The organism is Pseudomonas sp. AC229 (assembly GCF_979254655.1).
On sequence record NZ_CEEDHK010000020.1, the window covers coordinates 1 to 26,785 of the forward strand.

The following is a 26,785-nucleotide window of genomic DNA, read 5'->3' on the forward strand; positions in this document are numbered from 1 at the left end:
CGGTGATGACGGTTACCTCTATTCGAAGGATGTGGCAGGCGCCGGCCTGAACCGCGACAGCGCCTACGACACGATCACCGAACCCGGGGCTCGCCCAATCAGGGAAGGCGCAGATGGCTACCTGCGTCCGGACGATGTATATGTGATCGGGGAGCAGGTTTGGAATCCGAAAAAGACGCCCATCTATAACGACGCGACCAGCTCCAAGCCAATCCGCACCGGTGATGACGGTTACCTCTATTCGAAGGATGTGGTAGACGCTGTCGGCATTGGCGCGAACCGCGACGGCCTCTACGACACCATTGACGCGCCGCTTTTCGGCAACATCGAAGTAGGTGCCGATGGGTATCTGAAAGCATCCGATAGGTATGTGGATATAGACGCAACGGGACGCCACACGCCAGACGTTGACTATGACGATGCGTGGAGCATGCGGCCTATTGCAGCGGACGCGGATGGTTATTTGCGGGCGAAGGATGTGGTGGACAATTCGTATGGCAGTGCGGAACTGGACAGAATCTACGCCACTATCGACGAGCTAAACCTGGCACCCAGCGAGACCGACGCCGAGGGTTATCAAGTCGTGCCGGGTGAGCGTACCAATCGAGATGAACCTGCGCGCACGATCCCCCGCCCGGATTATGCCGATGCGCCTGGAAGCAAACCCATTGCAGCAGGCGCAGATGGTTACCTGACCGCCAAGAGCGTTGCTGTTGATAGAAAAAATGCTCGGCGAAACGCCGCAAAAGCTGACTACGACGACGCGCGCAGCGCCAGGGCTATCGCTAAGGATGACGATGGCTACCTGAAAGCGAAGGATGTTTATGTTGATGTGGGCGCGCTTGGAAACCCCTTTGCCGATTACGACGACGCTCGCTCCGCCAGGGCGATTGCCAGAGATGAGGACGGTTATCTGACCCCTGCACGCGTCGTTAAAGCGCAGCGAGGTGCGTGGCCGAATCGTGGGGGCGCGCAAACCGGCAGAGATGCGGTGACGAAGGAGGCAGCAAAAACACCTGTGCAAAAGCGTCCGCAATAAAGCCAGTCGAGCAGGTGGTAACTCCGAACGCTGAACGGAGGCAATAAAAAAGGCCGTTCCCCACAAGGGAACGGCCTTTTTTTAACGCAGGTTTTATTAAACCTTCAACACCAGCTTGCCGAAGTTCTCACCGCTGAACAGCTTCAACAGGGTCTCGGGGAATGTTTCCAGACCGTCGACGATGTCTTCCTTACTCTTCAACTTGCCGGCTGCCATCCAGCCGCCCATTTCCTTGGCGGCGTCGGCGAACTGGCTGGCGTAGTCCATGACCACGAAGCCTTCCATACGTGCACGGTTGACCAGCAGCGACAGGTAATTGGCCGGGCCTTTTACGTTTTCTTTGTTGTTGTACTGGCTGATGGCACCACAGATGACGATGCGTGCTTTTGGCGCGATGCGGGTGAGCACGGCGTCAAGAATTTCGCCGCCGACGTTATCGAAATACACATCGACGCCTTTCGGGCATTCACGTTTCAGGCCCGCGTGCAGGTCTTCGTTTTTGTAGTCGATGACGCCGTCAAAACCGAGCTCGTCTATGAGCAGCTTGCACTTCTCGGCACCGCCCGCGATGCCGACCACGCGGCAGCCTTTGATCTTGGCGATCTGGCCGACCACGCTACCCACCGCACCGGCCGCGCCGGAAATGACCACGGTGTCGCCTTCTTTTGGCTGACCGACATCCAGGAACGCGAAGTAGGCGGTCATGCCGGTCATGCCCAACGCCGAGAGATACAGCGGCAGGGGCGCGCGGTTAGGGTCTACCGGATAGAAGCCTTTGGGCTCGCCGAGGAAATAGTCCTGCACACCCAGTGCGCCGTTTACGTAAGTGCCGACCGGGAATTTGTCGTTTTGCGAGGCGATCACTTTGCCCACGCCCAGCGCGCGCATCACTTCGCCAATGCCCACCGGCGGAATGTACGACTTGGCGTCGTTCATCCAGCCGCGCATGGCCGGGTCCAGAGACAGGTATTCGTTTTTCACCAGAATCTGACCAGGGCCGGGCTCGCCGACTGCGTTTTCCACATAGCTGAACGTGTCGCGGCTCGGCAGGCCCACGGGACGTTGGGCGAGCAGGAATTGGCGATTGAGTTGGGTGGTCATGGCATTCACTCGTGGCAGGGAAACAGTGGTGATAGACCTCCGACGGCCCAAGGGCAAGGTTTGATCGTTCGCGGAATGCAGGCTTATCCATCTGCTAAATGGTCGGCCGCCGCGCTTTATCACTGCGCTGGATTACGGCTACTCGCGGCCTTAAATAGTGCTGACGCGCGGCGCGTGGGGCTGGCTAGACTTGCCAGCCAGAACAATTCGATACCACTAAAGAGGGATAAGGGAATGGGCATGACTTTCTCCGGCCAGGTTGCTCTGGTCACCGGCGGTGCCAACGGCATTGGCCGAGCCACAGCGCAGGCTTACGCGGCCGAAGGCCTGAAAGTAGTGGTGTCGGATGTGGACGTGGCGGGCGGCGAAGGCACGGTGCAGTTGATTCGCGAGGCCGGCGGCGACGCCACGTTTATCCGCTGCGACGTAACCAAAGACGCGGAAGTACAAGCGCTGATGGCCGGTGTGGTCGAGGCATATGGCCGTTTGGATTACGCGTTCAACAACGCCGGCATCGAGATCGAAAAAGGCCGCGTGGCTGAAGGCAACGAAGCCGAGTTCGACGCGATCATGGGCGTCAACGTCAAAGGCGTGTGGCTGTGCATGAAGTACGAACTGCCGTTGATCATGGCGCAAGGTGGCGGCGCGATCGTCAATACCGCGTCGGTGGCTGGCCTTGGCGCCGCGCCGAAGATGAGCATTTACGCGGCGTCCAAACACGCCGTTATCGGCCTGACCAAATCGGCAGCGATCGAATATGCGAAGAAGAAAATTCGCGTGAACGCCGTGTGCCCGGCCGTGATCGACACTGACATGTACCGCCGTGCCCACGAGGCTGATCCAACCAAAGCCAACTTCGTCGCCGCCATGCACCCGGTCGGCCGTATCGGCAAGGTTGAGGAAATTGCCGCCGCGGTGATGTACCTGTGCAGCGACAACGCCGCGTTTACCACGGGCCACTCGTTGGCGGTGGATGGTGGGTCGACTGCCATTTGATTGGGGTTTGATTCATCGCGGCGAAAGCCGCGCTCGCGAATGACCGCGAATGACCGCCAATCCCGTAGGAGCGAGCTTGCTCGCGAAGCTTGTGATGTTTGAAAGCTTCGCGAGCAAGCTCGCTCCTACAACGTGTCCGGTGGCCGGCCTAAGCCAGCGCCCGATACTGAAGGCTAAACCCCAACTCGCACGACTCCCCCTGCGCCAACAACCGCAACCCTGGCCGCCCTGGCAGGTGGTGCGCGTTCACCGGATGGCTCACCGGCTCAACGCAAAAGAACGGTTTATCGACCGGGCAAAACAGCAGAAAGAATTCGCTGCCCGTCGCCTGCATTTCCAGTTCATAGCCGGCATCCGCCTGGCTGATCAACGCGCGACCATCCCAGCCGGTAAAGCCGTTATCCACCAGCTCGTTCGGTAGCGAGGCGCCGTCGCGGAAATTCCACGCTGGCGGCAGCTCAGTCAGTTCGGTCGGCAACCGTCCTTCATCACACAGCCATACCTGGTCTGCATGAATCTGTAAGCGCGTGCCCGCCGTGCGCGGTAGATACGGATGCAAGCCCAGGCCATGCCAGCACGGCTGTTCGGCCAGGTGAGTAACGTGAAGCTGAATGCTTAGGCGTCCGTTGTTCAGGCGAATATGTTGTTCGGCGCGGTAGGCGAACGGCACGCTGCTGTCCAGCCGCAGCACCAGGTTCGATGGACCGTGTTCCACCACCTGCCACGCTTGCTGCCAGGCGCTGCCGTGGATGGGTAGGGGATCGTTGGCGGCGTTGGGTTCCAGCGAAAGCCAGCCTTGGGGGCAATCGAAGCCGCCGTTGCTGATGCGGTTGGACCAAGGCGCCAGTGGGTAGCAGCCTAGTTGCCGTGGACCTTCGATATCCGGCGGGCATGGGCGCAGCAAATCGAGCTGATCGCTCAGGCGCTTCCAGACCACCAGGCTGCCGCCAATGGAAGGGGCTACGGTGAGGCGGGTGAGGGCGTCTTCGATACTGACGAAATCGCTAGCATTCATGGGGTCATCAGCCTGTAGGGAAGGGCGCACGTCGCTGTGCGCATTGGTGTCGTTATGCCGCAGATTTGCCGCATTTGCAGGGGTGTCATCGTACAACCGCTGGGATATGATGGCCGCCTGCCCGTTAGCCGAGAAAGACCGTCGACATGGAAATCCCAAGCCCCCAGCCACGTGTGCGCCGCAAGCATCGCAGCCTCGCTCAAGAGTTGGTGACCGAGTTGTCGCAGCAGATTCGCGATGGCTTGATCAAGCGGGGTGAGAAACTGCCCACCGAGTCGGCCATCATGGAAGCGCAGGGCGTTAGCCGGACCGTGGTGCGCGAAGCCTTGTCGCGTCTGCAGGCCTCGGGTCTGGTGGAAACCCGTCACGGCATCGGCACCTTTGTGCTCGACACCCCAAGCCCCAGCGGTTTTCGCATCGACCCGGCGACCATCGTCACCCTGCGCGACGTGTTGGCCATTCTCGAATTTCGTATCAGCCTGGAAGTGGAGTCCGCTGGCCTGGCGGCGCAGCGTCGTACCGCGGCGCAGCTGCAAGCCATGCGTGAAGTGCTGGATGCCTTGCGCGAAAGCGCGGCCCATTCGGGCGATGCGGTGGCCTCGGATTTCCAGTTTCACCTGCTGATTGCCGAAGCCACCGGCAACCGCTATTTCACCGACATCATGAGCCACCTGGGTACCAGCATCATTCCGCGGACCCGGATCAATTCGGCGCGCCTGGCCCATGATGATCAGCGCCATTACATGGCCCGGCTTGAACGTGAACACGAGCAGATTTTCGAAGCCATTGCCCGCCAGGATTCCGATGCAGCTCGCGCTGCTGTGCGCTTGCACCTGACCAACAGCCGCGAACGGCTGCGTCAGGCCCACGAAGCCGCCCAAGCCGGCCAGGAATAACCGGCCTCAGACACGGCGCGGACCGCTGCGCCGGTAGGTCAGCAGCACAATGCCACTGACCACAATCAGCCCGCCGATGATCTGTCCGGGGCTGAGCAACTGCCCCAGAATCAGCCAGCCGAACACCAGGCTGGCCACCGGTTCGACGTTCATCACCGGCGCGTTTCGCGCCATGTCCAGGCGCGTCATGCAGATGAACAGCGTGGAAAACGCCACGCCATAGAGGACTACCAAACACGCCAGCGCGACCCAGCCGGTCGGCGCCGAGGGCAAGCCGAGGCCGCCTGGCATCACGCCGCTGACGCCGGCAATGGCCACGCTGGAAAACACGATGAGCATGGTCAACATGCTGCGCACGGTGCCGACCAGGCCGGCGAGTTTGTGGTCGGTAATCCACAGCGCCACGGCAAACACCATGGCCGCGCCAATACCGAACAGCACGCCTTCGACCCACTCGATACCGTCGTCAACGCCGTTGAGCCGCGAAGGCACATCCAGCGCGAACACCAGGCCAAACAGAATTACGCCCATCAGCAACATGGCCCGTGGCGTCGGCCGTGCGCCGCCCAGTGCCCAGGTCAGCAGCACTAACAGAATGGGCGCGATATTGACGATCAGCAGCGCCAGCGCCACCGGAATACGCGCCACGGTCGAATACACACAAAAGCTCTGAGTGGCGATCAACAGCCCCAACACCAACTGCCACGGCCAGGTGCCGGCCGGCAGCTGCAACGAATCACGCCGCCACCACACCAATCCGGCCAGCACCAACGTGGTCACGCCCGAGCGACAGAGAATTGCCAACAACAGACCGGTGTCGTGATCGAAGGCGATGCGCGCGGCGATGTGGTTGCCGGCGAAGCTGCTGGCCAGCAAGGCCAGAATCAACACGGCGATATGGCGGGGGAAGAGGGCGGAGCTAGGCATGACCATCCTTATAAAAAAGGCCGCACCTAAGAAAACGGGTGCGGCCAATGCTGCTTAAAACAAAGGGCGCGTGGCGCCCAAAAACGTTAGCGAAACTGCTGCATTCGAGATTTCCTGAGCTAAGGCCAGGCAAGGCGCCCCGCAGCTTTTAAGCGCAGCGTACTGCAGTACGTGAGCATTAAAAGCGAGGACGCAACGCCGCCTGGCCGACGATCAGGAGATCGGTTTCTTACAACACCACGCTTGGCAGCCAGAGGCTGATCGCTGGGATGTACGTGACTGCCATCAGTACGGCGAACAGTGCGGCGTAGAACGGCAGCAGCGCTTTCACGGTCGACTCGATGGACACCTTGCCCACCGCGGCGCCCACAAACAGCACCGCGCCCACCGGCGGCGTAATCAAGCCGATCCCCAGGTTCACCAGCATGATCATGCCGAAGTGCACCGGGTCGACGCCGATACCGGTTACCACAGGCAGCAGAATCGGGGTGAGGATCAGGATCAGCGGCGCCATGTCCATTACGGTGCCCAGCATCAGCAGCATCACGTTGATGCACATGAGGATGACGTAACGGTTGTCCGACAGGGTCAGGAACGCGGTGGTGATTTTGGTCGGAATTTCCATCAGCGTGAGGATGTAACCGAAGCTGGCGGCGAAGCCGATGAGGATCATCACAATGGAAATGGTCCGGCCAGCGCGGTGCATCAGTTTCGGCAGATCGCGCCATTTATAGTCGCGGTAGATGAACATGGTCACGAAGAACGACCACAGCACCGCAATGGCAGCGGACTCGGTCGCGGTGAACACGCCCGACAGAATGCCGCCGAGAATGATGACCATGGCCATCAAACCCCACAGCGCTTCAACGGCAATTTTAATGGCCTGGCGCAGCGGGATCACTTCGCCTTTCGGGTAGTTGCGCTTACGGGCGAACACCATGCAAAGCACCATCATCACGGCGCTAAGCAGCAGGCCCGGACCGATACCGGCAATGAACAGCGAGGCAATGGATACCGAACCACCGGCGGCCAGCGAGTAGAGCACCGAGTTGTGGCTGGGCGGAGTGAGCAGCGCTTGTACCGAACCGCTGACGGTTACGGCAGTGGAGTATTCGCGCGGATAGCCGGCTTTTTCCATTTCCGGAATCAGTACCGAACCGACCGACGCGGTATCGGCAACCGACGAGCCAGAGATCGCGCCAAAGAACGTCGAGGCCATGATGTTGACCAGCGACAGACCGCCGCGAACAAAGCCGACGCACACGCCTGCCAGGGCCACCAGGCGCCGGGACATGCCGCCCTCGGCCATGATTGCGCCCGCCAAGACGAAGAACGGAATGGCCAGCAGGGAGAATTTGTTCACGCCGCCTGCGACCTGAATCATCAGGGCATCGAACGGAATATCGATCCAGAACGCGCCAATAAGCGCTGACAAACCCAGGGCGTACGCCACCGGCATGCCGATCATGATCAGCACAACAAAACTGCCGAGCAGTATGAGCGCGTCCATTATTTGGCCTCCATCGGTTCTTCAACGTCATAGCTCATGACGCGACGCTTGCTCTGGTCACCCAGGAAGAGTTTTTCCAAGACAAAAATCAGTGTGATCACGCCGCCAATTGGAATCGGCAGGTAGGAGATGCCAACGCGCAATGCGGGCATTTCACCCAGAAACTGGTTCCAGGTGCCGGCGCAAAGCTTGGCGCCTTTGGTGATCATGAAGACGCAGATCAGCGCCATCAGCAGCTGCACCACAACCGACAACACCTGACGCACAGCCGGCGGCATGCGCTCGGTGGCCATGTTCACAGCCATGTGGGCACCGGCGCGGTAGCTGGCGGCGGCGCCGAAAAAGGTGAACACCACCATCAACAGAATGGCGGTGGGCTCAGGCCAGCTGGAACCGCTGCCAAGCACGTAACGGGCAAAGATGCCCCAGGGAATTATCAAAGTCATGACCAGAATCGACAGCCCGGCAATGCCGATGCAGAGTCGATACAGCTGGTCATTAATGCTCAACAGCGTGTTTCTCATGGGACTTCACCAGCAGCGTTGTCAGGGTGAGGGAGTGTTTCTGTTTGCGGTAACCGTGGGGGCGGTTTCAGCCGCGATGCTGTTGAGGTCAAGAGCATCGCGGCTGAAGCCGCTGCCACAGGGATTGCAGATGGACGCGATTACTTAACGGCTTCGATGCGTTTGATGAGCTCGGCGTACGGCGCGCCGTATTGCGCACGGACTGGCGCGGTGGCGTCGACGAACTCTTTCTTCTCAGCGTCGGTCAGGGTGATGAATTCCACGCCGGCCGCTTTCAGTTTGGCTTCGCTGCTGGCGGATTTTTCATCCCACAGTTTGCGTTCTTCAAACTGCGCTTCGCGGGCCAGTTTTTTCACCAGGGCTTGCTGCTCGGGGGAAAGCTTTTCCCAGGTGGTTTTCGAGATCACTACCGGCTCCGGCAGAATCAAGTGGCCAGTGAGGGTGTAGAACTTGGCGTTCTGGTAGTGGTTGTGTTCAAGCATGGTTGGCGGGTTGTTTTCTGCACCGTCGATCACGCCGGTTTGCAGGGCGGTGAAGATTTCGCCGGTGGCCATGGCAATGCCGTTACCGCCCATGGCGTTGATGGTGTCGATAAACAGCGGGTTGCCTTGTACGCGAATTTTCATGCCTTTGAGGTCGGCCATCTTGCGTACCGGCTTTTTGGTGTAGAGGTTGCGGGTGCCGCCATCCATCCACGCCAGGGCCACCAGGTTGAAGTCGGAGTTGGTGATCTTGTCGAGAATCTCCTGGCCAACCGGGCCATCGATCACGGCGCGCATGTGCGCCTGGTCGCGGAAGATAAACGGCATGTTGAACACGTTCACATCCGGCACAACCGGGCCGACGATGCCCAGGCTTACACGGGTCATCTGAATGGCACCGAGCTGCACCTGTTCAACCACTTCTTTTTCCGAACCCAACACACCGCCTGCGAACATTTTGAAGGTGATTTCGCCACCCGATTGTTCTTCGAGTTTTTTGCCCATGGCTTGCTCAGCCACGACAGGTGGGTAGCCGGTCGGGTGCACTTCGGCGAATTTGATGTTCAGGGCGTGGGCGCTGCTGGACAGGCAAAACACCAGGGGCAGGGCGGCGGTCAGCAAGGTACGTTTGAAGTTCATCGTAAAGCTCCGGTTTTGTTTTTGTTTGCGGGTGGCTTGGGTGACGCTTTGTTATCGGGACGCAGGGGTGTTGTTCAGCAGGCGAACAACGGTTCCTCCAGGCCTTTTACTCCGGGCTGCAGGGCGAACACGCCACCGGCCAACGGCTGGTCGCTGAGGTCGCCGCCGGGGCGGATGGAGGTGACGAACAAGGTGTCCAGCCCGGCGCCGCCAAAGGCGCACATGGCCGGTTTTTTCACCGGTACGGCAAGGGAACGGTCGAGCTTTCCCTGGGGGGTGAAACGGTGCACCAGGCCGGCATCGTTGCCGCAAATCCAGTAGCAGCCGTCGGCGTCTACGGCGGCGCCATCGGGGCGGCCCAGGTGATGATTCATGTCGACGAACAGGCGACGGTTATGCGGCGTACCGCTGTCGATGTCGTAATCGAAGGCCCAGATTTTCTGCACGCTAGGGTGCGAATCGGAGAGGTACATGGTGCGGCCATCCGGGCTGAAGCCCAGGCCGTTCGGCACGATGAAATCGGTGAGCTGGGCAGTGAGCGGTTCGGTCTGCTCGGCGCTGTAGCGGTACAACGCGCCAACCGGTGCACCGGCTGCCATGTCGAGCAACATGGTGCCAGCCCAGAAGCGACCTTGGCGGTCGCAGCGGCCGTCGTTGAAGCGCATATCGGCGTGGGCGTGTTTGGCCGCCGCGAGCGGGCTGCTGGCGAGGCTGCCGTTGTCTTTTGCGCTCAGGCGAAACAGGCCGCTTTGCATGCCGGCAATCCAGCTGCCGTCCACATGGCGGGCAATGCAGGCGAGCATTTCCGGCGCTTGCCAACTGGTGCTCTGGCCATCGCTGGCAGCCCAGCGATGCAGGCGTTGGGCGGGAATATCCACCCAGTACAGGGCTTGTTCGGCCACGCTCCACACCGGGCTTTCGCCGGTGGCATTGCGGGCGTCGACAATCAGTTCAGCTTCCATGACAGCGCATTCTCTTGTGTTGTTTTTATGAGAACAGCTACAGCAGTAGAGCAGGGCGGGTCAGTCGTCGCCGAATGGACCAGCCGCTACGAACGCACCGCCCTGGTAAACCATTGCCGGGTCATCAGCGGCCGGCATCGGCTGCGCCTCGACTTTGGCGCGGAATACTTCCGAGCTGTCTTTGGGCTCAAAGCCCAAGTGACTGGCCAGGCGGTTGTCCCACCATTGCGTGGCGTTGGCCGAGGCGCCGTAGACCACGGTGTGGCCGACGTTAGGCGTGTACAGCGCGCGTTCAAGCAATTGCGTGAGGTCGTTGAAGCTCAGCCAGGTGTGCATCATTCGGCGGTTTTGCGGTTCCGGGAACGAGGAGCCGATGCGGATGCTCACGGTTTCGATGCCGTAGCGATCGAAGTAAAAGCTGGCCATGTCTTCGCCGTAGGATTTGGACAAACCGTAGTAGCTGTCCGGGCGGCGAGGGGAGGCGGCGTCGAGCTTCTCGTCTTGCTTATAGAAGCCGATCACGTGGTTCGAGCTGGCGAAGATCACGCGCTTCACGCCATGGCGGCGAGCGGCTTCATAGATGTGGAACACGCCGCAAATGTTCGGGCCGAGAATTTCTTCGAACGGCCGCTCAACCGACACACCGCCGAAATGCAGAATGGCATCGACGCCTTCAACCAGATCGTGCACGGCTTGTTTGTCGGCGAGGTCGCAGCGCTGCACTTCTTCATGCTCGCCAGCGGCCGGGGCCATGTCGGCGATGTCGGAAAGGCGCAGCACCTTGGTGTAAGGACGCAGGGTTTCGCGCAGCACTTTGCCCAGGCCGCCAGCGGCACCGGTGAGTAGAAGGCGATTGAAGGGAGTTGGAGTGGTCATGACTGGTCCCTGAAATTCTTGTGTTTGTTTTTATGGGTTTTTTCGTTCGGATAACAGACCCAGGGGAGGTGCGCTGTTATCGGTTGTCGTATGACTTGGGCTCGATTATCAACAGCCCCCGCAAAGTTTGTCAACGCGACTTAGGTAGAAAATTCCTCACCTCGGTTGCTCGTTAGACTACACAAACGCTCACCCGAAAAAGCGACCGGCGAGTCACGCGCCTTTGGTAGTAACCCTTCTAGGTCAATGGCTATAGCCGAGTAGAGGGCGCCTTTCTAGGCTAAGGCAGCGAACGTTTCCTACACCAGTACGCCTATAGTCGTAGATGAGCGGCTAAGAAAAGAGGATGACAGTCTCAACAGTTGTACGATAACGTAACTCTGCGTTTGCGATTGATCCCGTTGTTTTCGTTTTGCATCAGGGCAATCGGTCTGCCACGCGTTAATCCACTACGCGCTTTACAGGGTGTTCGAATAATGAATCCACAAGAACTGAAGTCCATCCTCTCTTCCGGCCTGCTGTCTTTCCCAGTGACTGACTTCGACGCGGCTGGCGATTTCAACCCCGAATCCTATATCCGTCGCCTGGAATGGCTCGGGCCATACGGTGCGTCGGCCTTGTTCGCAGCAGGTGGTACCGGCGAGTTCTTCTCGCTGACCAACCGCGAATATTCCTCCGTTATCAAAACCGCAGTAGACACCTGCGCCGGCAGCGTGCCGATTCTGGCTGGCGTCGGTGGCCCGACTCGCCAAGCCATCGAGATGGCGCAAGAAGCTGAGCGCCTGGGCGCCAAAGGTCTGCTGTTGCTGCCGCACTACCTGACCGAAGCCAGCCAAGACGGCGTGGCCCTGCACGTTGAGCAAGTGTGCAAGTCGGTAAAAATCGGCGTGGTGGTTTACAACCGTAACGTCTGCCGCCTGACGCCAGCACTGCTGGAGCAACTGGCCGAGCGCTGCCCGAACCTGATCGGCTACAAAGACGGCCTGGGCGACATCGAACTGATGGTCTCGATCCGTCGTCGCCTTGGCGACCGCTTCAGCTACCTCGGCGGCCTGCCGACCGCAGAAGTGTATGCCGCTGCTTATAAAGCACTGGGCGTACCGGTTTATTCCTCGGCGGTGTTCAACTTCATCCCGAAAACGGCCATGGATTTCTACCACGCCATCGCCCGTGACGATCACGAAACCGTCGGCAAGATCATCGACGACTTCTTCCTGCCGTACCTCGACATCCGCAACAAGCGCGCCGGTTATGCCGTGAGCATCGTCAAAGCCGGTGCGAAGATTTCCGGTTACGACGCCGGCCCGGTTCGCGCACCGCTGACCGACCTGAGCAAAGACGAGTACGAACAACTCGCCGCTCTGATCCACGCCCAAGGCCCGCAATAAGTCGGGTTCAAAAACAGCCAGCCGCTCTCCAGCGGCTGCCGTTTCTTTAAAGGAGGCTTTCCTCGTGGCCAATCAACAACAGCGTTTCGACAACTACATCGGCGGCCAATGGGTGGCCGGTGCCAGCTACTCGAAAAACGTCAACCCGTCTGACCTTGCCGATGTGATCGGCGAATACGCCCAGGCCGATGCCGCCCAGGTAAACGAAGCCATCGAAGCGGCCCGCGCCGCGTTCCCGGCCTGGTCGATTTCCGGCATTCAAGCGCGCAGCGATTCGCTGGATAAAGTCGGCAGCGAAATTCTTGCCCGTCGTGAAGAGCTCGGCACGTTGTTGGCCCGTGAAGAGGGCAAGACCCTGCCCGAAGCCATCGGCGAAGTGACCCGCGCTGGCAACATCTTCAAATTCTTCGCCGGCGAATGCCTGCGTCAGGCCGGCGAAGTGCTGGCCTCGGTACGCCCCGGCGTATCGGTAGAAGTCACCCGCGAGCCGCTGGGCGTGGTTGGCCTGATCACCCCGTGGAACTTCCCCATCGCCATTCCGGCCTGGAAAGTGGCGCCGGCGTTGGCCTACGGCAACTGCGTGGTGCTCAAGCCCGCCGATCTGGTTCCGGGCTGCGCCTGGGCGATTGCCGAAATCATTTCGCGCGCCGGCTTCCCGGCTGGCGTGTTCAACCTGGTGATGGGCGCTGGCCGTGTGGTCGGCGAAACCATCGTGCAGAACACTAAAGTGGACGGCATCAGCTTCACAGGTTCCGTGGGCGTGGGCCGTAACATTGCGGCTCAGTGCGTGGCCCGTGGCGCCAAAGTGCAGCTGGAGATGGGCGGCAAAAACCCGCAAATCATCCTTGATGACGCCGACCTCAAAGTGGCCGTGGAGCTGGCGGTTCAAAGCGCCTTCTATTCCACCGGCCAGCGTTGCACCGCGTCGAGCCGCTTGATCGTTACCGCCGGCATTCACGACAAATTCGTCGAGGCCATGGCCGAGCGCATGAAGTCGATCAAAGTCGGTCACGCCCTGAAAGCCGGCACCGACATCGGCCCGGTGGTTTCCCAGGCCCAACTCGACCAAGACATGAAGTACATCGGCATCGGTCAGGAAGAGGGCGCCCGTCTGGTGACTGGCGGCGGCCTGGTTACCTGCGACACCGAAGGCTACTTCCTGGCGCCAACGCTGTTTGCCGACAGCTCGGCCGAGATGCGCATCAGCCGCGAAGAAATCTTTGGCCCAGTGGCCAACGTGGTGAAAGTGGCGGATTACGAAGCAGCACTGGCGATGGCCAACGACACCGAATTCGGTTTGTCGGCCGGTATCGCCACCACCTCGCTGAAGTACGCCAACCACTTCAAACGTCACGCCCAGGCCGGCATGGTGATGATCAACCTGCCTACCGCTGGCGTGGATTACCACGTTCCGTTCGGCGGCCGTAAAGGCTCGTCATACGGTTCGCGCGAGCAAGGTCGTTACGCGGCCGAGTTCTACACCACCGTTAAAACCACCTACATCGGCTAACCCCGAAGACGGGGCAGTGCATGCTGCTCCGTCTTTTGTAGGAGCGAGCTCGCTCGCGAACCAGGCGACGCGTTCGCCCGATACACACGAAATTCAGCCAGTCCCCGCATAAAAATAAATAGGGAAACGGTTATGAGCACAGCAAGCCCAGCGCAGGCGATCGCCAGCGCGCCCGTAATTACCGAGCTGCAAGTGGTTCCGGTTGCCGGCCACGACAGCATGCTGCTCAACCTGAGCGGCGCCCACGGTCCGTTCTTTACCCGCAACATCCTCATTCTCAAAGACAGCGCTGGCCATGTTGGCGTTGGCGAAGTGCCGGGCGGCGAACGCATTCGCCAGACCCTGGAAGATGCCCGCAGCCTGTTGCTGGGGCAGTCCATCGGCAACTTCAACGGTTTGCTCAACCAGGTTCGCCAGACCTTCGCCGACCGTGACAGCGGCGGCCGCGGCCTGCAGACCTTCGACCTGCGCATCACCATTCACGCCGTTACCGCACTGGAGTCGGCACTGCTGGACTTGCTCGGCCAGTTCCTCGGCGTGCCCGTGGCGGCACTGCTCGGCGAAGGCCAGCAGCGCGATGCGGTGGAAATGCTCGGCTACCTGTTCTACATCGCCGACCGCAACAAAACCGACCTCGGCTACCGCAGCGAAGACGACGCCGACGACGCCTGGTTTCGCGTGCGCAACCAGCCCGCGCTCGACCCCGAAAGCATCGTCCGTCAAGCCGAAGCCGCCCATGCGCGCTATGGCTTTAACGACTTCAAACTCAAAGGCGGCGTGCAAACCGGCGCGGCCGAAGTGGAAGCGATTCGTGCCCTGGCCGAGCGCTTTCCCGATGCTCGCATCACCCTGGACCCCAACGGCGGCTGGTCGCTGGAAGAGGCGGTCAGCCTGTGCCGTGATCTGCACGGCGTGCTGGCCTATGCCGAAGACCCGTGCGGCGCCGAAAACGGTTTCTCCGGTCGTGAAGTAATGGCCGAGTTCCGCCGCGAAACCGGCCTGCTCACCGCCACCAATATGATCGCCACCGACTGGCGCCAGATGGGCCACTGCATTCAATTGCAATCGGTCGACATCCCGCTGGCCGACCCGCATTTCTGGACCATGCAAGGTTCCGTGCGCGTGGCGCAGATGTGCAACGACTGGGGCCTGACCTGGGGTTCGCACTCCAACAACCACTTCGATATTTCCCTGGCGATGTTCACCCACGTGGCCGCCGCCGCGCCGGGCAAAGTCACCGCCATCGACACCCACTGGATCTGGCAGGACGGCCAGCACCTGACCCGCAACCCGCTGAAAATCGAAGGCGGTCTGGTGCAGGTGCCGAAGACGCCGGGCCTGGGTGTCGAGCTGGATTGGGACGCGCTGGCCAAAGCCAACGAGCTGTATCAGGGCATGGGCTTGAACGCCCGCGACGATGCCGTGGCCATGCAGTTCCTGATTCCCAACTGGACCTTTGATAACAAGCGACCTTGCCTGGTGCGCTGATTGCGCGCCTCGCTCGAAAACAAAAAAACGTGGGAGCAACTTGCCATGCATGACACCAAACCGACTCGCGTGCGTTACCTGATTCTGCTGATGCTGTTTCTGGTCACCACCATCAACTATGCCGACCGCGCGACTATTTCCATCGCCGGCTCCAGCTTGCAGAAAGACCTCGGCATTGACGCCGTCACCCTCGGTTTTATCTTCTCCGCCTTTGGCTGGGCCTATGTGCTCGGGCAGATTCCCGGTGGCTGGTTGCTCGACCGTTTCGGCTCGAAAAAAGTCTATGCGGCTGGCATTTTCATCTGGTCGTTGTTCACCTTACTGCAAGGCTTCGTCGGCGGGTTGCCGGTGGCCTGGGCAGTGACCACCTTGTTCGTGCTGCGCTTTATGGTTGGCTTTGCCGAAGCGCCGTCGTTCCCTGGTAACGCGCGCATTGTGGCGGCCTGGTTCCCCACCGCCGAACGCGGCACGGCCTCGGCGATCTTCAACTCGGCGCAATACTTCGCCACCGCCTTGTTCGCGCCGATCATGGGCTGGATCGTGCACGCCATGGGCTGGGAGCACGTGTTCGTGGTCATGGGCGTGCTGGGCATCATCTTCTCCGGCATCTGGATGAAGACCATCTACAACCCCAAGGAACACCCGCGCATCAACCAGGCGGAAATCGATCACATCGAAAGCAACGGCGGCCTGGTCGACATGGACCAGACCCGCAAAAACGATGGCCCGCGCTGGGACTACATTCGCCAGCTGCTGACCAACCGCATGTTGCTCGGCGTATACCTGAGCCAGTACTGCATCAACGCCATTACCTACTTCTTCCTCACCTGGTTCCCGGTGTACCTGGTGCAGGAACGCGGCATGACCATTCTCAAAGCCGGCTTTATCGCCAGCCTGCCGGCCATCTGCGGCTTTATCGGTGGCGTGCTCGGCGGTTTGATCTCCGACTACCTGCTGCGCAAAGGCCATTCGCTGACCTTCGCCCGTAAGCTGCCCATCGTCTGCGGCCTGACCTTGTCGACCACCATGGTGTTCTGCAACTACGTCGATGCCGACTGGATGGTGGTAGGGTTTATGACCCTGGCGTTCTTCGGCAAAGGCATCGGCGCATTGGGTTGGGCCGTGGTGGCCGACACCTCGCCGAAACAGATAGCCGGCTTGTCGGGTGGCCTGTTCAACACCTTCGGCAACATCGCCTCGATCACCACGCCCATCGTCATCGGCTACATCATTGCCGCTACCGGCTCGTTCAAATGGGCCCTGGTGTTCGTCGGTGCCAATGCCGTGTTGGCGGTGTTCAGCTACCTGGTCATCGTTGGCAAGATTCAGCGCGTTGAACTCAAAGAGCCGCCTACCAGCGGCGGCGCTCAACGCAGCGCAGAACTCACACCAGCCCACTCCTGAGGAGCGAGTGTCATGCAGTTAATTGAACATTCCGACTCGCCGCGCTACATCCGTTTGCACGAGCTGGATAACGTGGTGATCGTCGTCAACGACCAAGGGGTGCCAGCAGGCACCACCTTCGCCGATGGCCTGACCACCCTCGAGCGCGTGCCGCAAAGCCATAAGATCACCCTTGAAGATATTCCCGAAGGCGGGCGCATCATTCGCTACGGGCAAACCATCGGTTACGCCTTGAAGCCGATCCCCCGTGGCAGTTGGGTACAGGAAGACCAACTGCGCATGCCCACCGCGCCGCCTCTGGACAGCTTGCCGCTGTCCACCGAAGTGCCGGCGCAGGCGGCGCCACTTGAGGGCTACACCTTCGAGGGCTACCGCAACGCCGATGGCACCGTGGGCACGCGCAATATTCTCGGCATCACCACCACCGTGCAGTGCGTCACCGGCGTGCTTGACCACGCGGTGAAACGCATCAAGGACGAGCTGCTGCCCAAGTACCCGAACGTCGACGATGTCGTGGCGCTGACCCACAGCTACGGCTGCGGCGTGGCCATTACCGCCACCGACGCGTACATCCCGATTCGCACCGTGCGCAACCTGGCGCGCAACCCCAACCTGGGCGGCGAAGCGCTGGTCATCAGCCTGGGCTGTGAAAAGCTGCAAGCCGGGCAGGTGATGCAGGAAAACGACCCCTCGGTAGACCTCAGCGAACCGTGGCTCTACCGCCTGCAGGACTCCAGCCACGGCTTCACCGAAATGATCGAACAGATCATGGACCTGGCCGAAGTGCGCCTGAAAAAACTCGACCAGCGCCGCCGCGAAACCGTGCCGGCCTCCGAGCTGATTCTGGGCATGCAATGCGGCGGCAGCGACGCCTTTTCCGGCATCACCGCCAACCCCGCGTTGGGCTACGCCAGCGACCTGCTGCTGCGTGCCGGCGCCACGGTAATGTTCTCGGAAGTCACCGAAGTGCGTGACGCCATCTACCTGCTCACCTCGCGGGCGCAAACCAAGGAAGTGGCGCAAGAACTGGTGCGCGAAATGGACTGGTACGACCGCTACCTGGCCAAAGGCGAAGCCGACCGCAGCGCCAACACCACGCCGGGCAACAAGAAAGGCGGGCTGTCGAACATCGTTGAGAAGTCCTTGGGCTCCATCGTCAAATCCGGCAACAGCGCCATCAACGGCGTGCTTGGCCCAGGCGAGCGCTTCGAGAAAAAAGGCCTGATCTTTTGCGCGACGCCAGCCAGTGACTTCGTCTGCGGCACGCTGCAATTGGCCGCCGGCATGAACCTGCACGTGTTCACCACCGGCCGGGGTACGCCGTACGGCTTGGCCATGGCGCCGGTAGTAAAGGTATCGACCCGCACCGAACTGGCCCAGCGCTGGCCCGACCTCATCGACATCGACGCCGGCCGCATCGCCACGGGCCGGGCGAGTATCGAAGAGTTGGGCTGGGAGTTGTTCCACTACTACCTGGATGTCGCCAGCGGCAAGAAAAAAACCTGGGCCGAGCAGCACAAACTGCACAACGACATTACCCTGTTCAACCCGGCGCCGATTACCTGAGAGCCGGCGGTTTAAAGCATCGAGGCTAAAGCCTCTCCCACAGGAGACGCGATCTGTGTGGGAGAGGCTTCAGCCTCGATTCCTGAAAAAGAACATCTGCCAGGAGCACGCATGACCACCCAAAAGGTTCTCCAGGTCGGCCCGCTGACCGAGCGTTTCCAGCACAACCTCGCCGAGCGCTTCGACGTCACCGCGCTGTGGCAACAAGCCGACCCCAAGGCGTTTCTACAACGCCACGGCGCCGAGTTCGAACTGCTCGCCACTTCGGCCCGCTTCGGCTGCTCCGCTGAGCAGCTTGCGGCCTTGCCCAACCTGAAAGCCATCTGCAGCTTCGGCGTTGGCTACGACTCGATTGCTGTCGACGCTGCCCGCGACCGTGGCATCGCCATCAGCACCACGCCGCATGTACTCAACGATTGCGTGGCCGATTTGGCCATGGGCCTGATCATCGACACCTCGCGCAAACTCGCCGCGTCCGAGCGCTTCTTGCGCGCCGGCGGTTGGCTGAAGGGCAACTTCCCCTTGGCCCGTCGGGTGAGTGGCAAGCGCTTGGGTATTGTCGGCTTGGGGCGCATCGGCCAAGTAGTGGTCAAGCGCGCCAGTGGGTTCGACATGGACGTGCGTTACCACAACCGCTCGCCACTCAAAGACAGCCCCTACGCCTACGAAGCCAGCTTGGTGGAGTTGGCGCGCTGGGCCGACTTTCTGGTGCTCACCTGCGTAGGCGGGGCGGCGACGCACCATATCGTCAACGCACAGGTGCTGGAGGCGTTAGGGCCGAAAGGCATCGTCATCAACGTCGCCCGGGGTTCGGTGATTGACGAGCAGGCGCTGGTGACGGCGTTGCAAAACGGCACGCTGGGCGGGGCAGGGCTGGACGTGTTCGAAGCCGAGCCCAAGGTGCCGGCGGCGTTGCTGGAGATGGATAACGTCATGTTGCTGCCCCATGTTGGCAGCGCCACGGAGGAAACCCGTTTGCAGATGGAAGAATTGGTGCTGGCCAACTTGCAGGCCTTTGCTGAGCGCGGCGAGTTGCTGACGCCGCTGTGATGTTCGCGGGTTCGCCCGCCAACCGCGCCCCCGTCACAAGCGAGGGTGCGTTTCCCATAGAGCTGTTCGCTTCACCCCCAGGTGCGCCACGAGCGCACCTTTTTTATGGCCGGGCGATTAATCGAAGCGGTAGATGTCCATGCCCAGCGCGCCGAGGCTGAAGCCCTGGTGCGCGATGCTGAACGCACCGCCGGCGCCACGGGCGAAGTACAGCGGCAGCAAGTGTTCGTCGCGTGGATGACTGCGCACCGCAAACGGCGCCTGGCTGCGGTAATCCAGCAGGGCCGCTTCGTCGTCGGCTGCGAGGCGCTCCACCATCCAGTCGCGAAACGCTTTAGCCCACGGCTCGATCACCTCCGGGCCGGCACGCCAATTCAGTTCGCCCAGATTGTGGGTGATGCTGCCCGAGCCAATCAGCAGCACGCCTTGCTCGCGCAAGCTCGCCAGCGCGCGGCCAACCTTGTGCTGAAACGCTGGGCCGAGGCGGGTAGGGATGGATACCTGCGCCACCGGAATATCGGCGTTGGGGTACATCAACAACAGCGGCACCCAGACGCCGTGGTCGAGCACGCGGGTGGCATCCAGCTGGGCCGGCAGGTCGGCGGCCAGCAATAAATTCAGGGCGGCTTCGGCGATATCCGGCGCGCCAGGCGCCGGGTACTGCACGGCATACAGCTCAGGCGGGAAGCCGCCGAAGTCGTGCCAGGTGTCCGGCTGGGGATTGCTATTAACCAGCAACTGATTGGTTTCCCAGTGCGCCGACACCACCAGAATCGCCTTCGGGCGCGGCAACTCAGCCGCCAGCCGTGCCAACGCCGGCCCGCTGGCGCCGGGCTCCAGCGCGAGCATGGGCGAGCCGTGGGAGATAAACAGACTGGGCAACGACATGGTTGAGTCCTCGATAAACATGGGCGCATCTTCGAGCTTGGATCTATCGAAAACCAGTATAAAATTTCGAGCACTTTGATCGAAAAAGCGAGGCAATCCATGCAGCCCGACTTCTGGCTACGACGCTGGCAAAACAACCAGATTGGCTTCCACGCCGCCACGGCCAACCCGTACTTGCAGCAGTACTGGCCGCAGCTGAACGTAGCGGCCGGCGCGCAGGTGTTGGTGCCGCTGTGTGGCAAAAGTCTGGACCTGATGTGGCTGGCGGGGCAGGGCTTGCGGGTACTCGGCGTGGAACTGGTCGAGCAGGCGGTGCAAGACTTCTTCAGCGAGCAGCAGCTGCAACCGCAAGTGCGCGAGCAGGGCGCGTTTCGTATTTATCAGGCCGGCAACCTTGAACTCTGGTGCGGGGACATCTTCGCCCTGACCGCCGAAGACGTGCGCGACTGCACCGCCCTGTACGACCGCGCCGCCTTGATCGCCTTCCCAGCGGCTATGCGCGAAGCCTATGCGCAGCACCTGACCCGCATCGTGCCGAGTGGCTGCCAGGGACTGCTCGTTAGCCTCGACTACGAACAACGCCAAATGGACGGCCCGCCGTTTTCGGTGCCGGATGAAGAGGTGCTGAATTTGCTTGGCGATTGGCAGCCGCAGCTGCTGCACATCGAAAACGGCTTGCAGGCCGAAGAGAACTGGAAGTTTTTGCAGCGCGGGTTAAGTCGGATGGATGAGCGGGTGTATCGCTTGCGGCGCCGCTTAGAGCATCGCGGCTGAAGCCGCTCCCACAGGAGCGTGCTTTTACTGTGGGAGCGGCTTTAGCCGCGATGCTTTTGATCTTTTGTACCACCCATAAAAAAGCCCCGGTTAAACCGAGGCTTTGAATTTGGCTCCACGACCTTTCGTCTAACCTGTTCTGTAAGTATATGAATTAGCTTGATTTAAATAATTGAATTGTCATCTGGCATACACGGGAGCATACACGGTTAATTCTGCTGACCCCCCCCTACATGCAAATCACCCCGTGCGTGAAACATGGCTCCCCCCGTCGTTCGGAGCCTTAAGGGTCGGGAGTTTGGACCCACCCACCCCCAAAGGCGCAGAATTCCCAAATCCGACCCCGGCAGACTTTCGCCGCTGACGGCATCGCTTCAAGCGGGGGAGCGGGGCGGTAGTTAATCTACACGCATTATTTACGTGTTCTTTGTGTTCTTTGTGTTCTTTGTGTTCTTTGTGGCTATAAGTCTATAAATAACAAAGGGTTAGGAGTAAGAACACATACGACCTACTTCCTTGCGGGGGGCATCTTTGTCGTGTTCCGTGTTCCGCCGGGCAATAAAAAGCCCGCCTAGGAGGCGGGCTCTTCTGCATCGCGTATCGGTATTAGCCGCCCGAAGCCGGGGTAATATCTACCGACCGCACGGCACCCAGCGAGAACACCGCCAACCCCGCCCGCAGCTCTGCGAGCAGCGTAACCAGGTTACTGGTGAAGTTGGTGCCATCCTCTGCGCTAGCCATCAAAGTGGGCTGCTCACGATCCAGCAGCGCAACCTGGGTGGTGTCAAGCAGCAGGACTTTGCCCGCAGGCAGTGAGCCACTCGTTACCACCGGAACACCCCAGAGAACAGGCGGCGCCGGGTCACGAGGAGAGCCAAGGACGTACTGACCATCTGCGTCGCGCTCGCTGGAAATCTCGAACCAATCGTTCGGATTCATCACAATCAAACGCGCCTGCCATCCGCTGGTTTTCATCGCTGTAACAGCTTGACCAATAGCATCTACAGGAGCCAGGTCACCCACCACTGTGTGCGCGACAGCATATCCAAGCAGGCCTTTGATTTTCCCCTTTCCACCCACACCCGCGACGAGCCGCGCCTCAAGTTTTTCCAGCAACCCATAGTTCAATAGCCCACCAATCTGCTGGCCAAGAGCAGGGGCATCGTCGAGCACCTGTTTAGATGCACGCACCCAGTGCGCCACCGTCGCGATATTCGCCGTTTCAAGTTCGGTATCAATACCGGATTCTGCTTTGGGTTGGCCTTCTTCTTCCTGCTCGGTGGCATTGTTGTCGTAGTCCTTCAACTGGACATATTCGAACGAACTAGAAGTTGCCGGAAGCGATGGAAGATAGTCCAGCAAGGAGAGGTCACGCCGAGGGTCGTTGAACAAGCCGGTGTGGCGCTGGGGTGCAGCGCCAAAGCCAGTCGAACCCGTGACGCCTTGCCCTAAGTTTGTTAGAGCCTTGATGCCGACACCCTCAACTGTCACTCGACCAGTAGTCGGCGCACCGGACTTAAGCATTTCGAACTGTGTGGATTTGGTGAATGTGTCGGCCATCTTGCCAACGGCATCTTCACCACTACCACCACCCGAACGGCCGCGCCGAGCACCTTTCTGTTCCAGCTCTAGAAGCCGATCTTGAACGCCTAGAATGCTTTTTTTGGCCTGCTCGGCGAATTCCCTAATTTCTTTGTCTCGATCATCCAGCGACTTTAAAACCGTCGTTAAATCTTCTTCGTTAAAAGAGCGATTTTTAGTTTGCAGGGAATTGCGAGCAGAGTTGCTCATAGCGTTATGCATGGTATTTCCTCAGTTCCGATTTGGGGACGCGCTGACACTGCGAATGCGGTGCCTTGAGCGCTTTTGCTTGCTTTCGCGTCCCGCCGGACTCACTCCGGAACTGGCCTCTAAATTCTGCGTCTGGCCTCGCGCCGACACAGTTTCAAGAGTTTTCGCGACGGGGCCGATACGGCGCCCCGACCCGGTTACTTTAATCCAAAAAAGCTGGATTGAAATCCAAACATTCGCATGCCACGGCAAAATTTTTCGCAACGTGTTGTCGGACAGCTTTCCTACAATCCGTATGGATTGAGATTTAGAAACTCCGCTCGACCGTAGAACTTGTTCCACAGCCCGGGCATACAGAAAACGAGTATTCATTTATTAACTCCTGATAGCCTCAGGCCGCCTCAGAGTGCGACTCATCCGTTTGTTCAGCACCCAACAAAGCCGCACCGCTAACGACATAGGCCCGACATTTAGGTACGCCCGGAAGGGAGATGGCCTGGGCACCACGGCCGTCAGACGTTGCGTCCAGAATCCCCCTAGCTATCAGCTCGCGGTTCACCGCCCGCAGGCTGAGTCCTTTGAATACCTCGTCACGCCAAGCAGTGGGCAAAAAGTAATAGGTCACTGTCGTGTAGAGCTCGTCCCCATATCCGTGCTGGATTGTTCGCCTAAAACCCAACCGGTCATTCGTTCTAGGGGCGTGGTCGTCCGCCTTCGCCGAAACGTTTTCCCACCTGGTAAACCTGCTTTCACCAAACCGCTCAACCGTCAGTCGAAGCCGATTAACAATCGCATCGCCCTCTAAGTTTGCGGAGCCACCGCGTTCTGCCAGCCACGCCGCTAAACAGCTGCGAGCTGCATCCTCCGCCAAACCGTCCGGCCAGCCAGTTACCCCAAGGGCGGTCGCTAACTCCCCAGCCGCCGCAACTAAGCCAAAGCGCCCAGCCGCCCGCTGCGCCTGCCCGCTCGCCCCGGGTGGTAGAGCTGTAGCGATGAAGCGTTCTACGGTGCCCCGAAGGATCGATGCGTAGCCCTGTAACTTACCGGGCGCACATAGTGCAGAGAGAAAGGCTAGGGCCGGGGAGCCGTAATACTTAGTAACCCGCGCCTTGAGAGCGTCGGAGAGGGCGGCCGCATCGGTAAAACCGTGCAGCTCCTCAAATAGACCCAGGCCGCGACCAGCGTCCGCCGGTACGGCAAGAAGTCGTACTTCCATCCCAGCCTTAAGGTCCTTGTGCGCCTCCGCCATATGCTGTGCGAGCGTCTTTTCTCCGGTGGAAAGGAACAACAAGCGCCACTCCTGCACGGCCCGGCCTGCTTGACCTCGATCATTTGCACGCGCCTTGCCAGCACCATTGCCAAGCATGTAGACGGTCTCGCCGATGATGCGTGGATCGCACATGCCTATCTCGTCTAACACAAGCAATCCGTCGGAATGCGCAGCCGCAATGGACTCCAGGGCGTTATCCGTCGACCTCCACGAGCGGACCAGCCGAGGGCCGCCCCAAACCGAGGCAGCTACCTGCAGGTGAGTGGTCTTACCACCTGAGCTGTCGCCATATAGGTGGAAGCCTCCAGACTCACCCCCCAAGAGGTTAAGCACCGGACCAGCGAAAGCACTGCACACCACGAACGCAAGGCGATGGTTTCCCACGCACAGCGCTCCTATTTGCTTTTGCCACTGCTCCAAAGTGCCAGCCTGAGCAATCGGCGGAAGCTGGGCGCCAGCATCGTAGAAGTGCAGATGCTCAATGCTTTGCCCTACTTGGCGGTCCGGGAGCAAGTAGGCGCTGCCATGCCAGCCCAGACGAGTGACGAGGCGTGCGCGATCGGCACTATCGAAGCCCTGAAGGTAGCTCTGAAGGTCGTTACGAGCATTGCGAGCGGAACGCACGGGCGCCAGGCGCAGGCCCATATCAACGAGCGGGCCGACCACTTCCTTGCCGAAGTCGCCCGCCATGGCGCGGGCGGGAATGTTTAGTCGCTTCCTTTCGCCGTCCGGGTCGTCGAACTCCACCAGCAGGCCCCAGCTCCCGCCGCTACCGTCTCGGGTGCGCGCCTTTATTTCCAGCCAGGAACAAACCTTACGCGCCTCGCCGTCCTCGCCGGCAAAATACACGCCGTCAGGCTTCGAAATGAAACCGGCCGGTAGGCATGAGCCTTTCTCGCCTTGCACTTGCTTGCCGCCACTTTGGTTGGCCCTGACCGGGGGCGTTGCCGGTTCTTGCGCGAACAGCTTCCCAGTACGCTCCAGTTCGGCCAGATGAGCCGACGTCCAGCCCTTGGCCAATGCGTCGGCGGCATCGTCACCTTCGCCCCACTCGCCGCCAGGTGAGAAAATAGCGCTGTCGCCATCAAAACTCGGACGCTGGGAGAAAGCGCTCAAGTCTACAACTCGAACGTGAGCCACCCCGATCTGGCGCAGATGATGAGCGAGGACATCCATGCACTTAACGCCGGGAGCGTCGTTATCCGGCCACAACAAGACGTCTCGCCCAATGAGTGTCGTAAAATCGGCCTTTTGCCAAGAGTTAGTCCCATTCGGCCAGCAAGTAGCCACACGCCCCGGCATTAGTTCGCCGGCAGCGTCCGCCGCTTTTTCTCCCTCACAAACAACGACCGGTGCAGCAGGCCGGCCAGCCAGCTGGTCAAGCCGTAGTAACGGCCTTGCTTCCGGTAGACCTTGCCATCGCCAAGACAAAGCGCCATCGACACCCTCGCACCAGGTAAGCGGCGCAAAGGCTTTTCGAATCACACCCGCCGAATCCGCCCCCAAATCGAAACGATACAGAACCATTAAGGCCGCACCGCTGGCGTCACGGTAAATCCACACCTTCGACGGTTTGCCGTTCTGGCGGTGCCTGTGAGGCACTTTCCCCATTACGCTCTCTGGAATGGGAAGTACGGGGCGCCATTCCGGCTGTTTTTGCGGAGGGCCAATAGGCCCTGCATTTGCGTTACCTGCTGTCACGCTCAGGAAGTCGGCGAGCTTGTTACAGGCCTGTATCTCGCTAACTCCATCAAGGTATCGCACGAGGTCGATTAGATCGCCGCCCTTGTCACCATTGGCAAAGTCGCACCAGGTGCCCTTTGCCAGATTCACCTTCAGCGACCCTGCATGTTTGTCGGCCCGGGTCGGATTGGTGGCGGTGTACTCTTTACCGCCGTCCACGCGCTTACCGCCGGGCAGCCAGCGCGATAGAACTCGGTCGATAGCATTTAGCGCGGCGCGCTTCACTTCTGCAAAGCTTGGATATTTTGGTTTGTCATGGTGGGAAGTTGTCATCGGCCACCCTCCGACTCATATACGGTGCTGGCATCGACTAGCGCCTTAGCCATCTCGGCGAGGTATTGAATAGCGAATATCTCAGACCCCCGGATACCCTCAGCTCCGATTTGGGAAACCAAACTGTCAACGCAAGCGAGCAAGTTGGAGGCTTGCTCCAGCGCAGAATTGACTGGTGTGCCTGCTTTTACGGAGAACAGCCTACCTGTCGGTACACCACAGAATTCGACTGGATTGGTTACGGCGCCCCGGCGGCTCATTTGGCACCCCCTTCAATCGTTTCGATCTCCGCATAAATTGCGTGGCCTGAGCGACGTACGTAATCCCCGAGAGCTATCACCGCGTGAGTTAATCCGCGGCGTTCGCCGTCGTTTAACTCGGCCTCGCTAAGCATGAGCCCGATACGCTCAAGTCCTACGCCAGCTGCGGCCATTCCATCAGCGCGCTGGCGAATATCTGTAAGGTCCCAACGGTTCAGTTGATTAGCCATGGGTCACCTCCTGCGCTTCTAAGGCGCGAGCTTTGCCCATGTGGTGCTTATAGCGAGAGAGACGGACTGACGCAGATGACTCTGCATGGAGAGCAGCGAACGCCATGCGGCGATGCGCAGCCGCTCGGAGGCGGGACGGATTGAGGGCGTGCAGATGTTTCATGGGTACGGCTCCTAGAGTTG

The 26,785-nt window shown here is 60.1% G+C and carries 23 protein-coding genes; 10 read left to right on the forward strand and 13 right to left on the reverse strand.

All coding sequences use genetic code 11. The features are described 5' to 3' along the window. Nucleotides 1-1,039, forward strand: a 1,039-nt coding sequence (locus AC0IW7_RS22860) for a hypothetical protein (protein ID WP_471821056.1), incomplete at its 5' end; no start/stop codon positions are given. 96 nt (nt 1,040-1,135) lie between these two features. Here AC0IW7_RS22860 and AC0IW7_RS22865 read toward each other — a convergent pair. Continuing rightward, the gene (locus AC0IW7_RS22865; RefSeq protein WP_471821058.1) at nt 1,136-2,140 is read right to left on the reverse strand and encodes an NADP-dependent oxidoreductase; all 1,005 of its coding nucleotides are present in this window, start codon (nt 2,138-2,140) and stop codon (nt 1,136-1,138) included. Between the two features lie 234 nt (nt 2,141-2,374). Between AC0IW7_RS22865 and AC0IW7_RS22870 the strand changes: the two genes are divergently transcribed. Beyond that, a complete protein-coding gene (locus AC0IW7_RS22870) occupies nt 2,375-3,136 on the forward strand; it encodes an SDR family oxidoreductase (protein ID WP_463382923.1) in 762 nt (253 codons plus the stop codon). Nucleotides 3,137-3,284: 148 nt separating this feature from the next. Here AC0IW7_RS22870 and AC0IW7_RS22875 read toward each other — a convergent pair whose 3' ends face one another. Further along, nucleotides 3,285-4,151, reverse strand: a complete 867-nt coding sequence (locus AC0IW7_RS22875) for an aldose 1-epimerase (protein ID WP_471821059.1) — start codon at nt 4,149-4,151, stop codon at nt 3,285-3,287. Nucleotides 4,152-4,297: 146 nt separating this feature from the next. Here AC0IW7_RS22875 and AC0IW7_RS22880 point away from each other — a divergent pair, with 146 nt between their 5' ends. Next, the gene (locus AC0IW7_RS22880) at nt 4,298-5,047 is read left to right on the forward strand and encodes a FadR/GntR family transcriptional regulator (RefSeq protein WP_463382921.1); all 750 of its coding nucleotides are present in this window, start codon (nt 4,298-4,300) and stop codon (nt 5,045-5,047) included. A 6-nt stretch (nt 5,048-5,053) separates the two neighbouring features. Here AC0IW7_RS22880 and AC0IW7_RS22885 read toward each other — a convergent pair whose 3' ends face one another. The 6 genes from AC0IW7_RS22885 to AC0IW7_RS22910 form a co-directional block, all read right to left on the reverse strand. Further along, nucleotides 5,054-5,974, reverse strand: a complete 921-nt coding sequence (locus AC0IW7_RS22885; protein ID WP_471821060.1) for an EamA family transporter — start codon at nt 5,972-5,974, stop codon at nt 5,054-5,056. Nucleotides 5,975-6,203: 229 nt separating this feature from the next. Further along, a complete protein-coding gene (locus AC0IW7_RS22890) occupies nt 6,204-7,484 on the reverse strand; it encodes a TRAP transporter large permease (RefSeq protein WP_471821062.1) in 1,281 nt (426 codons plus the stop codon). Beyond that, complete coding sequence (locus tag AC0IW7_RS22895; RefSeq protein WP_463382918.1) at nt 7,484-8,008, reverse strand: TRAP transporter small permease; 525 nt, start codon at nt 8,006-8,008, stop codon at nt 7,484-7,486. Before AC0IW7_RS22895 ends, AC0IW7_RS22890 begins: the two co-directional genes overlap by 1 nt. A 140-nt stretch (nt 8,009-8,148) precedes the next feature. Beyond that, complete coding sequence (locus AC0IW7_RS22900; protein ID WP_463382917.1) at nt 8,149-9,129, reverse strand: TRAP transporter substrate-binding protein; 981 nt, start codon at nt 9,127-9,129, stop codon at nt 8,149-8,151. 74 nt (nt 9,130-9,203) lie between these two features. Beyond that, the gene (locus AC0IW7_RS22905; protein ID WP_471821065.1) at nt 9,204-10,091 is read right to left on the reverse strand and encodes a glucurono-1,5-lactonase; all 888 of its coding nucleotides are present in this window, start codon (nt 10,089-10,091) and stop codon (nt 9,204-9,206) included. A gap of 60 nt (nt 10,092-10,151) precedes the next feature. Beyond that, the gene (locus AC0IW7_RS22910; protein WP_471821067.1) at nt 10,152-10,967 is read right to left on the reverse strand and encodes an NAD-dependent epimerase/dehydratase family protein; all 816 of its coding nucleotides are present in this window, start codon (nt 10,965-10,967) and stop codon (nt 10,152-10,154) included. Between the two features lie 476 nt (nt 10,968-11,443). On the opposite strand from AC0IW7_RS22910, the gene kdgD reads away from it, so the two are divergent. The 6 genes from kdgD to AC0IW7_RS22940 all read left to right on the forward strand — a co-directional run bounded on the left by kdgD (nt 11,444) and on the right by AC0IW7_RS22940 (nt 19,373). Next, complete coding sequence (kdgD, locus tag AC0IW7_RS22915; protein ID WP_122495564.1) at nt 11,444-12,355, forward strand: 5-dehydro-4-deoxyglucarate dehydratase; 912 nt, start codon at nt 11,444-11,446, stop codon at nt 12,353-12,355. 64 nt (nt 12,356-12,419) lie between these two features. After that, complete coding sequence (locus AC0IW7_RS22920) at nt 12,420-13,865, forward strand: aldehyde dehydrogenase family protein (RefSeq protein ID WP_471821068.1); 1,446 nt, start codon at nt 12,420-12,422, stop codon at nt 13,863-13,865. 132 nt (nt 13,866-13,997) lie between these two features. Further along, nucleotides 13,998-15,353: a glucarate dehydratase gene (gene gudD, locus AC0IW7_RS22925; RefSeq protein WP_471821069.1), complete on the forward strand. Its 1,356-nt coding sequence runs from the start codon at nt 13,998-14,000 to the stop codon at nt 15,351-15,353. Continuing rightward, entirely contained in the window at nt 15,354-16,757 is a 1,404-nt protein-coding gene (locus AC0IW7_RS22930) for an MFS transporter (RefSeq protein ID WP_463382915.1), read from the forward strand. A 12-nt stretch (nt 16,758-16,769) separates the two neighbouring features. Then, on the forward strand, nt 16,770-18,323 hold the full coding sequence (garD, locus tag AC0IW7_RS22935) for a galactarate dehydratase (RefSeq protein ID WP_122495570.1): 1,554 nt from the start codon (nt 16,770-16,772) through the stop codon (nt 18,321-18,323). Nucleotides 18,324-18,434: 111 nt separating this feature from the next. Next, nucleotides 18,435-19,373: a 2-hydroxyacid dehydrogenase gene (locus AC0IW7_RS22940; RefSeq protein ID WP_471821071.1), complete on the forward strand. Its 939-nt coding sequence runs from the start codon at nt 18,435-18,437 to the stop codon at nt 19,371-19,373. 117 nt (nt 19,374-19,490) lie between these two features. Here the strand turns inward: AC0IW7_RS22940 and AC0IW7_RS22945 are convergent, their stop codons facing one another. After that, nucleotides 19,491-20,261: a DODA-type extradiol aromatic ring-opening family dioxygenase gene (locus AC0IW7_RS22945; protein WP_471821073.1), complete on the reverse strand. Its 771-nt coding sequence runs from the start codon at nt 20,259-20,261 to the stop codon at nt 19,491-19,493. Between the two features lie 99 nt (nt 20,262-20,360). Here AC0IW7_RS22945 and AC0IW7_RS22950 point away from each other — a divergent pair, with 99 nt between their 5' ends. After that, nucleotides 20,361-21,035 carry a thiopurine S-methyltransferase gene (locus tag AC0IW7_RS22950; protein WP_471821075.1) on the forward strand — a complete coding sequence of 225 codons (675 nt, stop codon included), beginning with the start codon at nt 20,361-20,363 and terminating at the stop codon, nt 21,033-21,035. A gap of 606 nt (nt 21,036-21,641) precedes the next feature. Here AC0IW7_RS22950 and AC0IW7_RS22955 read toward each other — a convergent pair. The 4 genes from AC0IW7_RS22955 to AC0IW7_RS22970 all read right to left on the reverse strand — a co-directional run bounded on the left by AC0IW7_RS22955 (nt 21,642) and on the right by AC0IW7_RS22970 (nt 26,602). Continuing rightward, a complete protein-coding gene (locus tag AC0IW7_RS22955; RefSeq protein WP_471821076.1) occupies nt 21,642-22,838 on the reverse strand; it encodes a phage major capsid protein in 1,197 nt (398 codons plus the stop codon). A gap of 379 nt (nt 22,839-23,217) precedes the next feature. Then, nucleotides 23,218-26,112 (reverse strand): DUF927 domain-containing protein, encoded by a 2,895-nt coding sequence (locus tag AC0IW7_RS22960; RefSeq protein WP_471821078.1) that lies wholly within the window; start codon nt 26,110-26,112, stop codon nt 23,218-23,220. Beyond that, nucleotides 26,109-26,372, reverse strand: coding sequence for a DUF3077 domain-containing protein (locus tag AC0IW7_RS22965; protein ID WP_471821080.1), 264 nt, complete (start codon nt 26,370-26,372; stop codon nt 26,109-26,111). Before AC0IW7_RS22965 ends, AC0IW7_RS22960 begins: the two co-directional genes overlap by 4 nt. Next, nucleotides 26,369-26,602, reverse strand: a complete 234-nt coding sequence (locus AC0IW7_RS22970; protein WP_471821082.1) for a hypothetical protein — start codon at nt 26,600-26,602, stop codon at nt 26,369-26,371. The genes AC0IW7_RS22965 and AC0IW7_RS22970 overlap by 4 nt, the downstream gene beginning before the upstream one ends. Nucleotides 26,603-26,785: the final 183 nt, after the last annotated feature.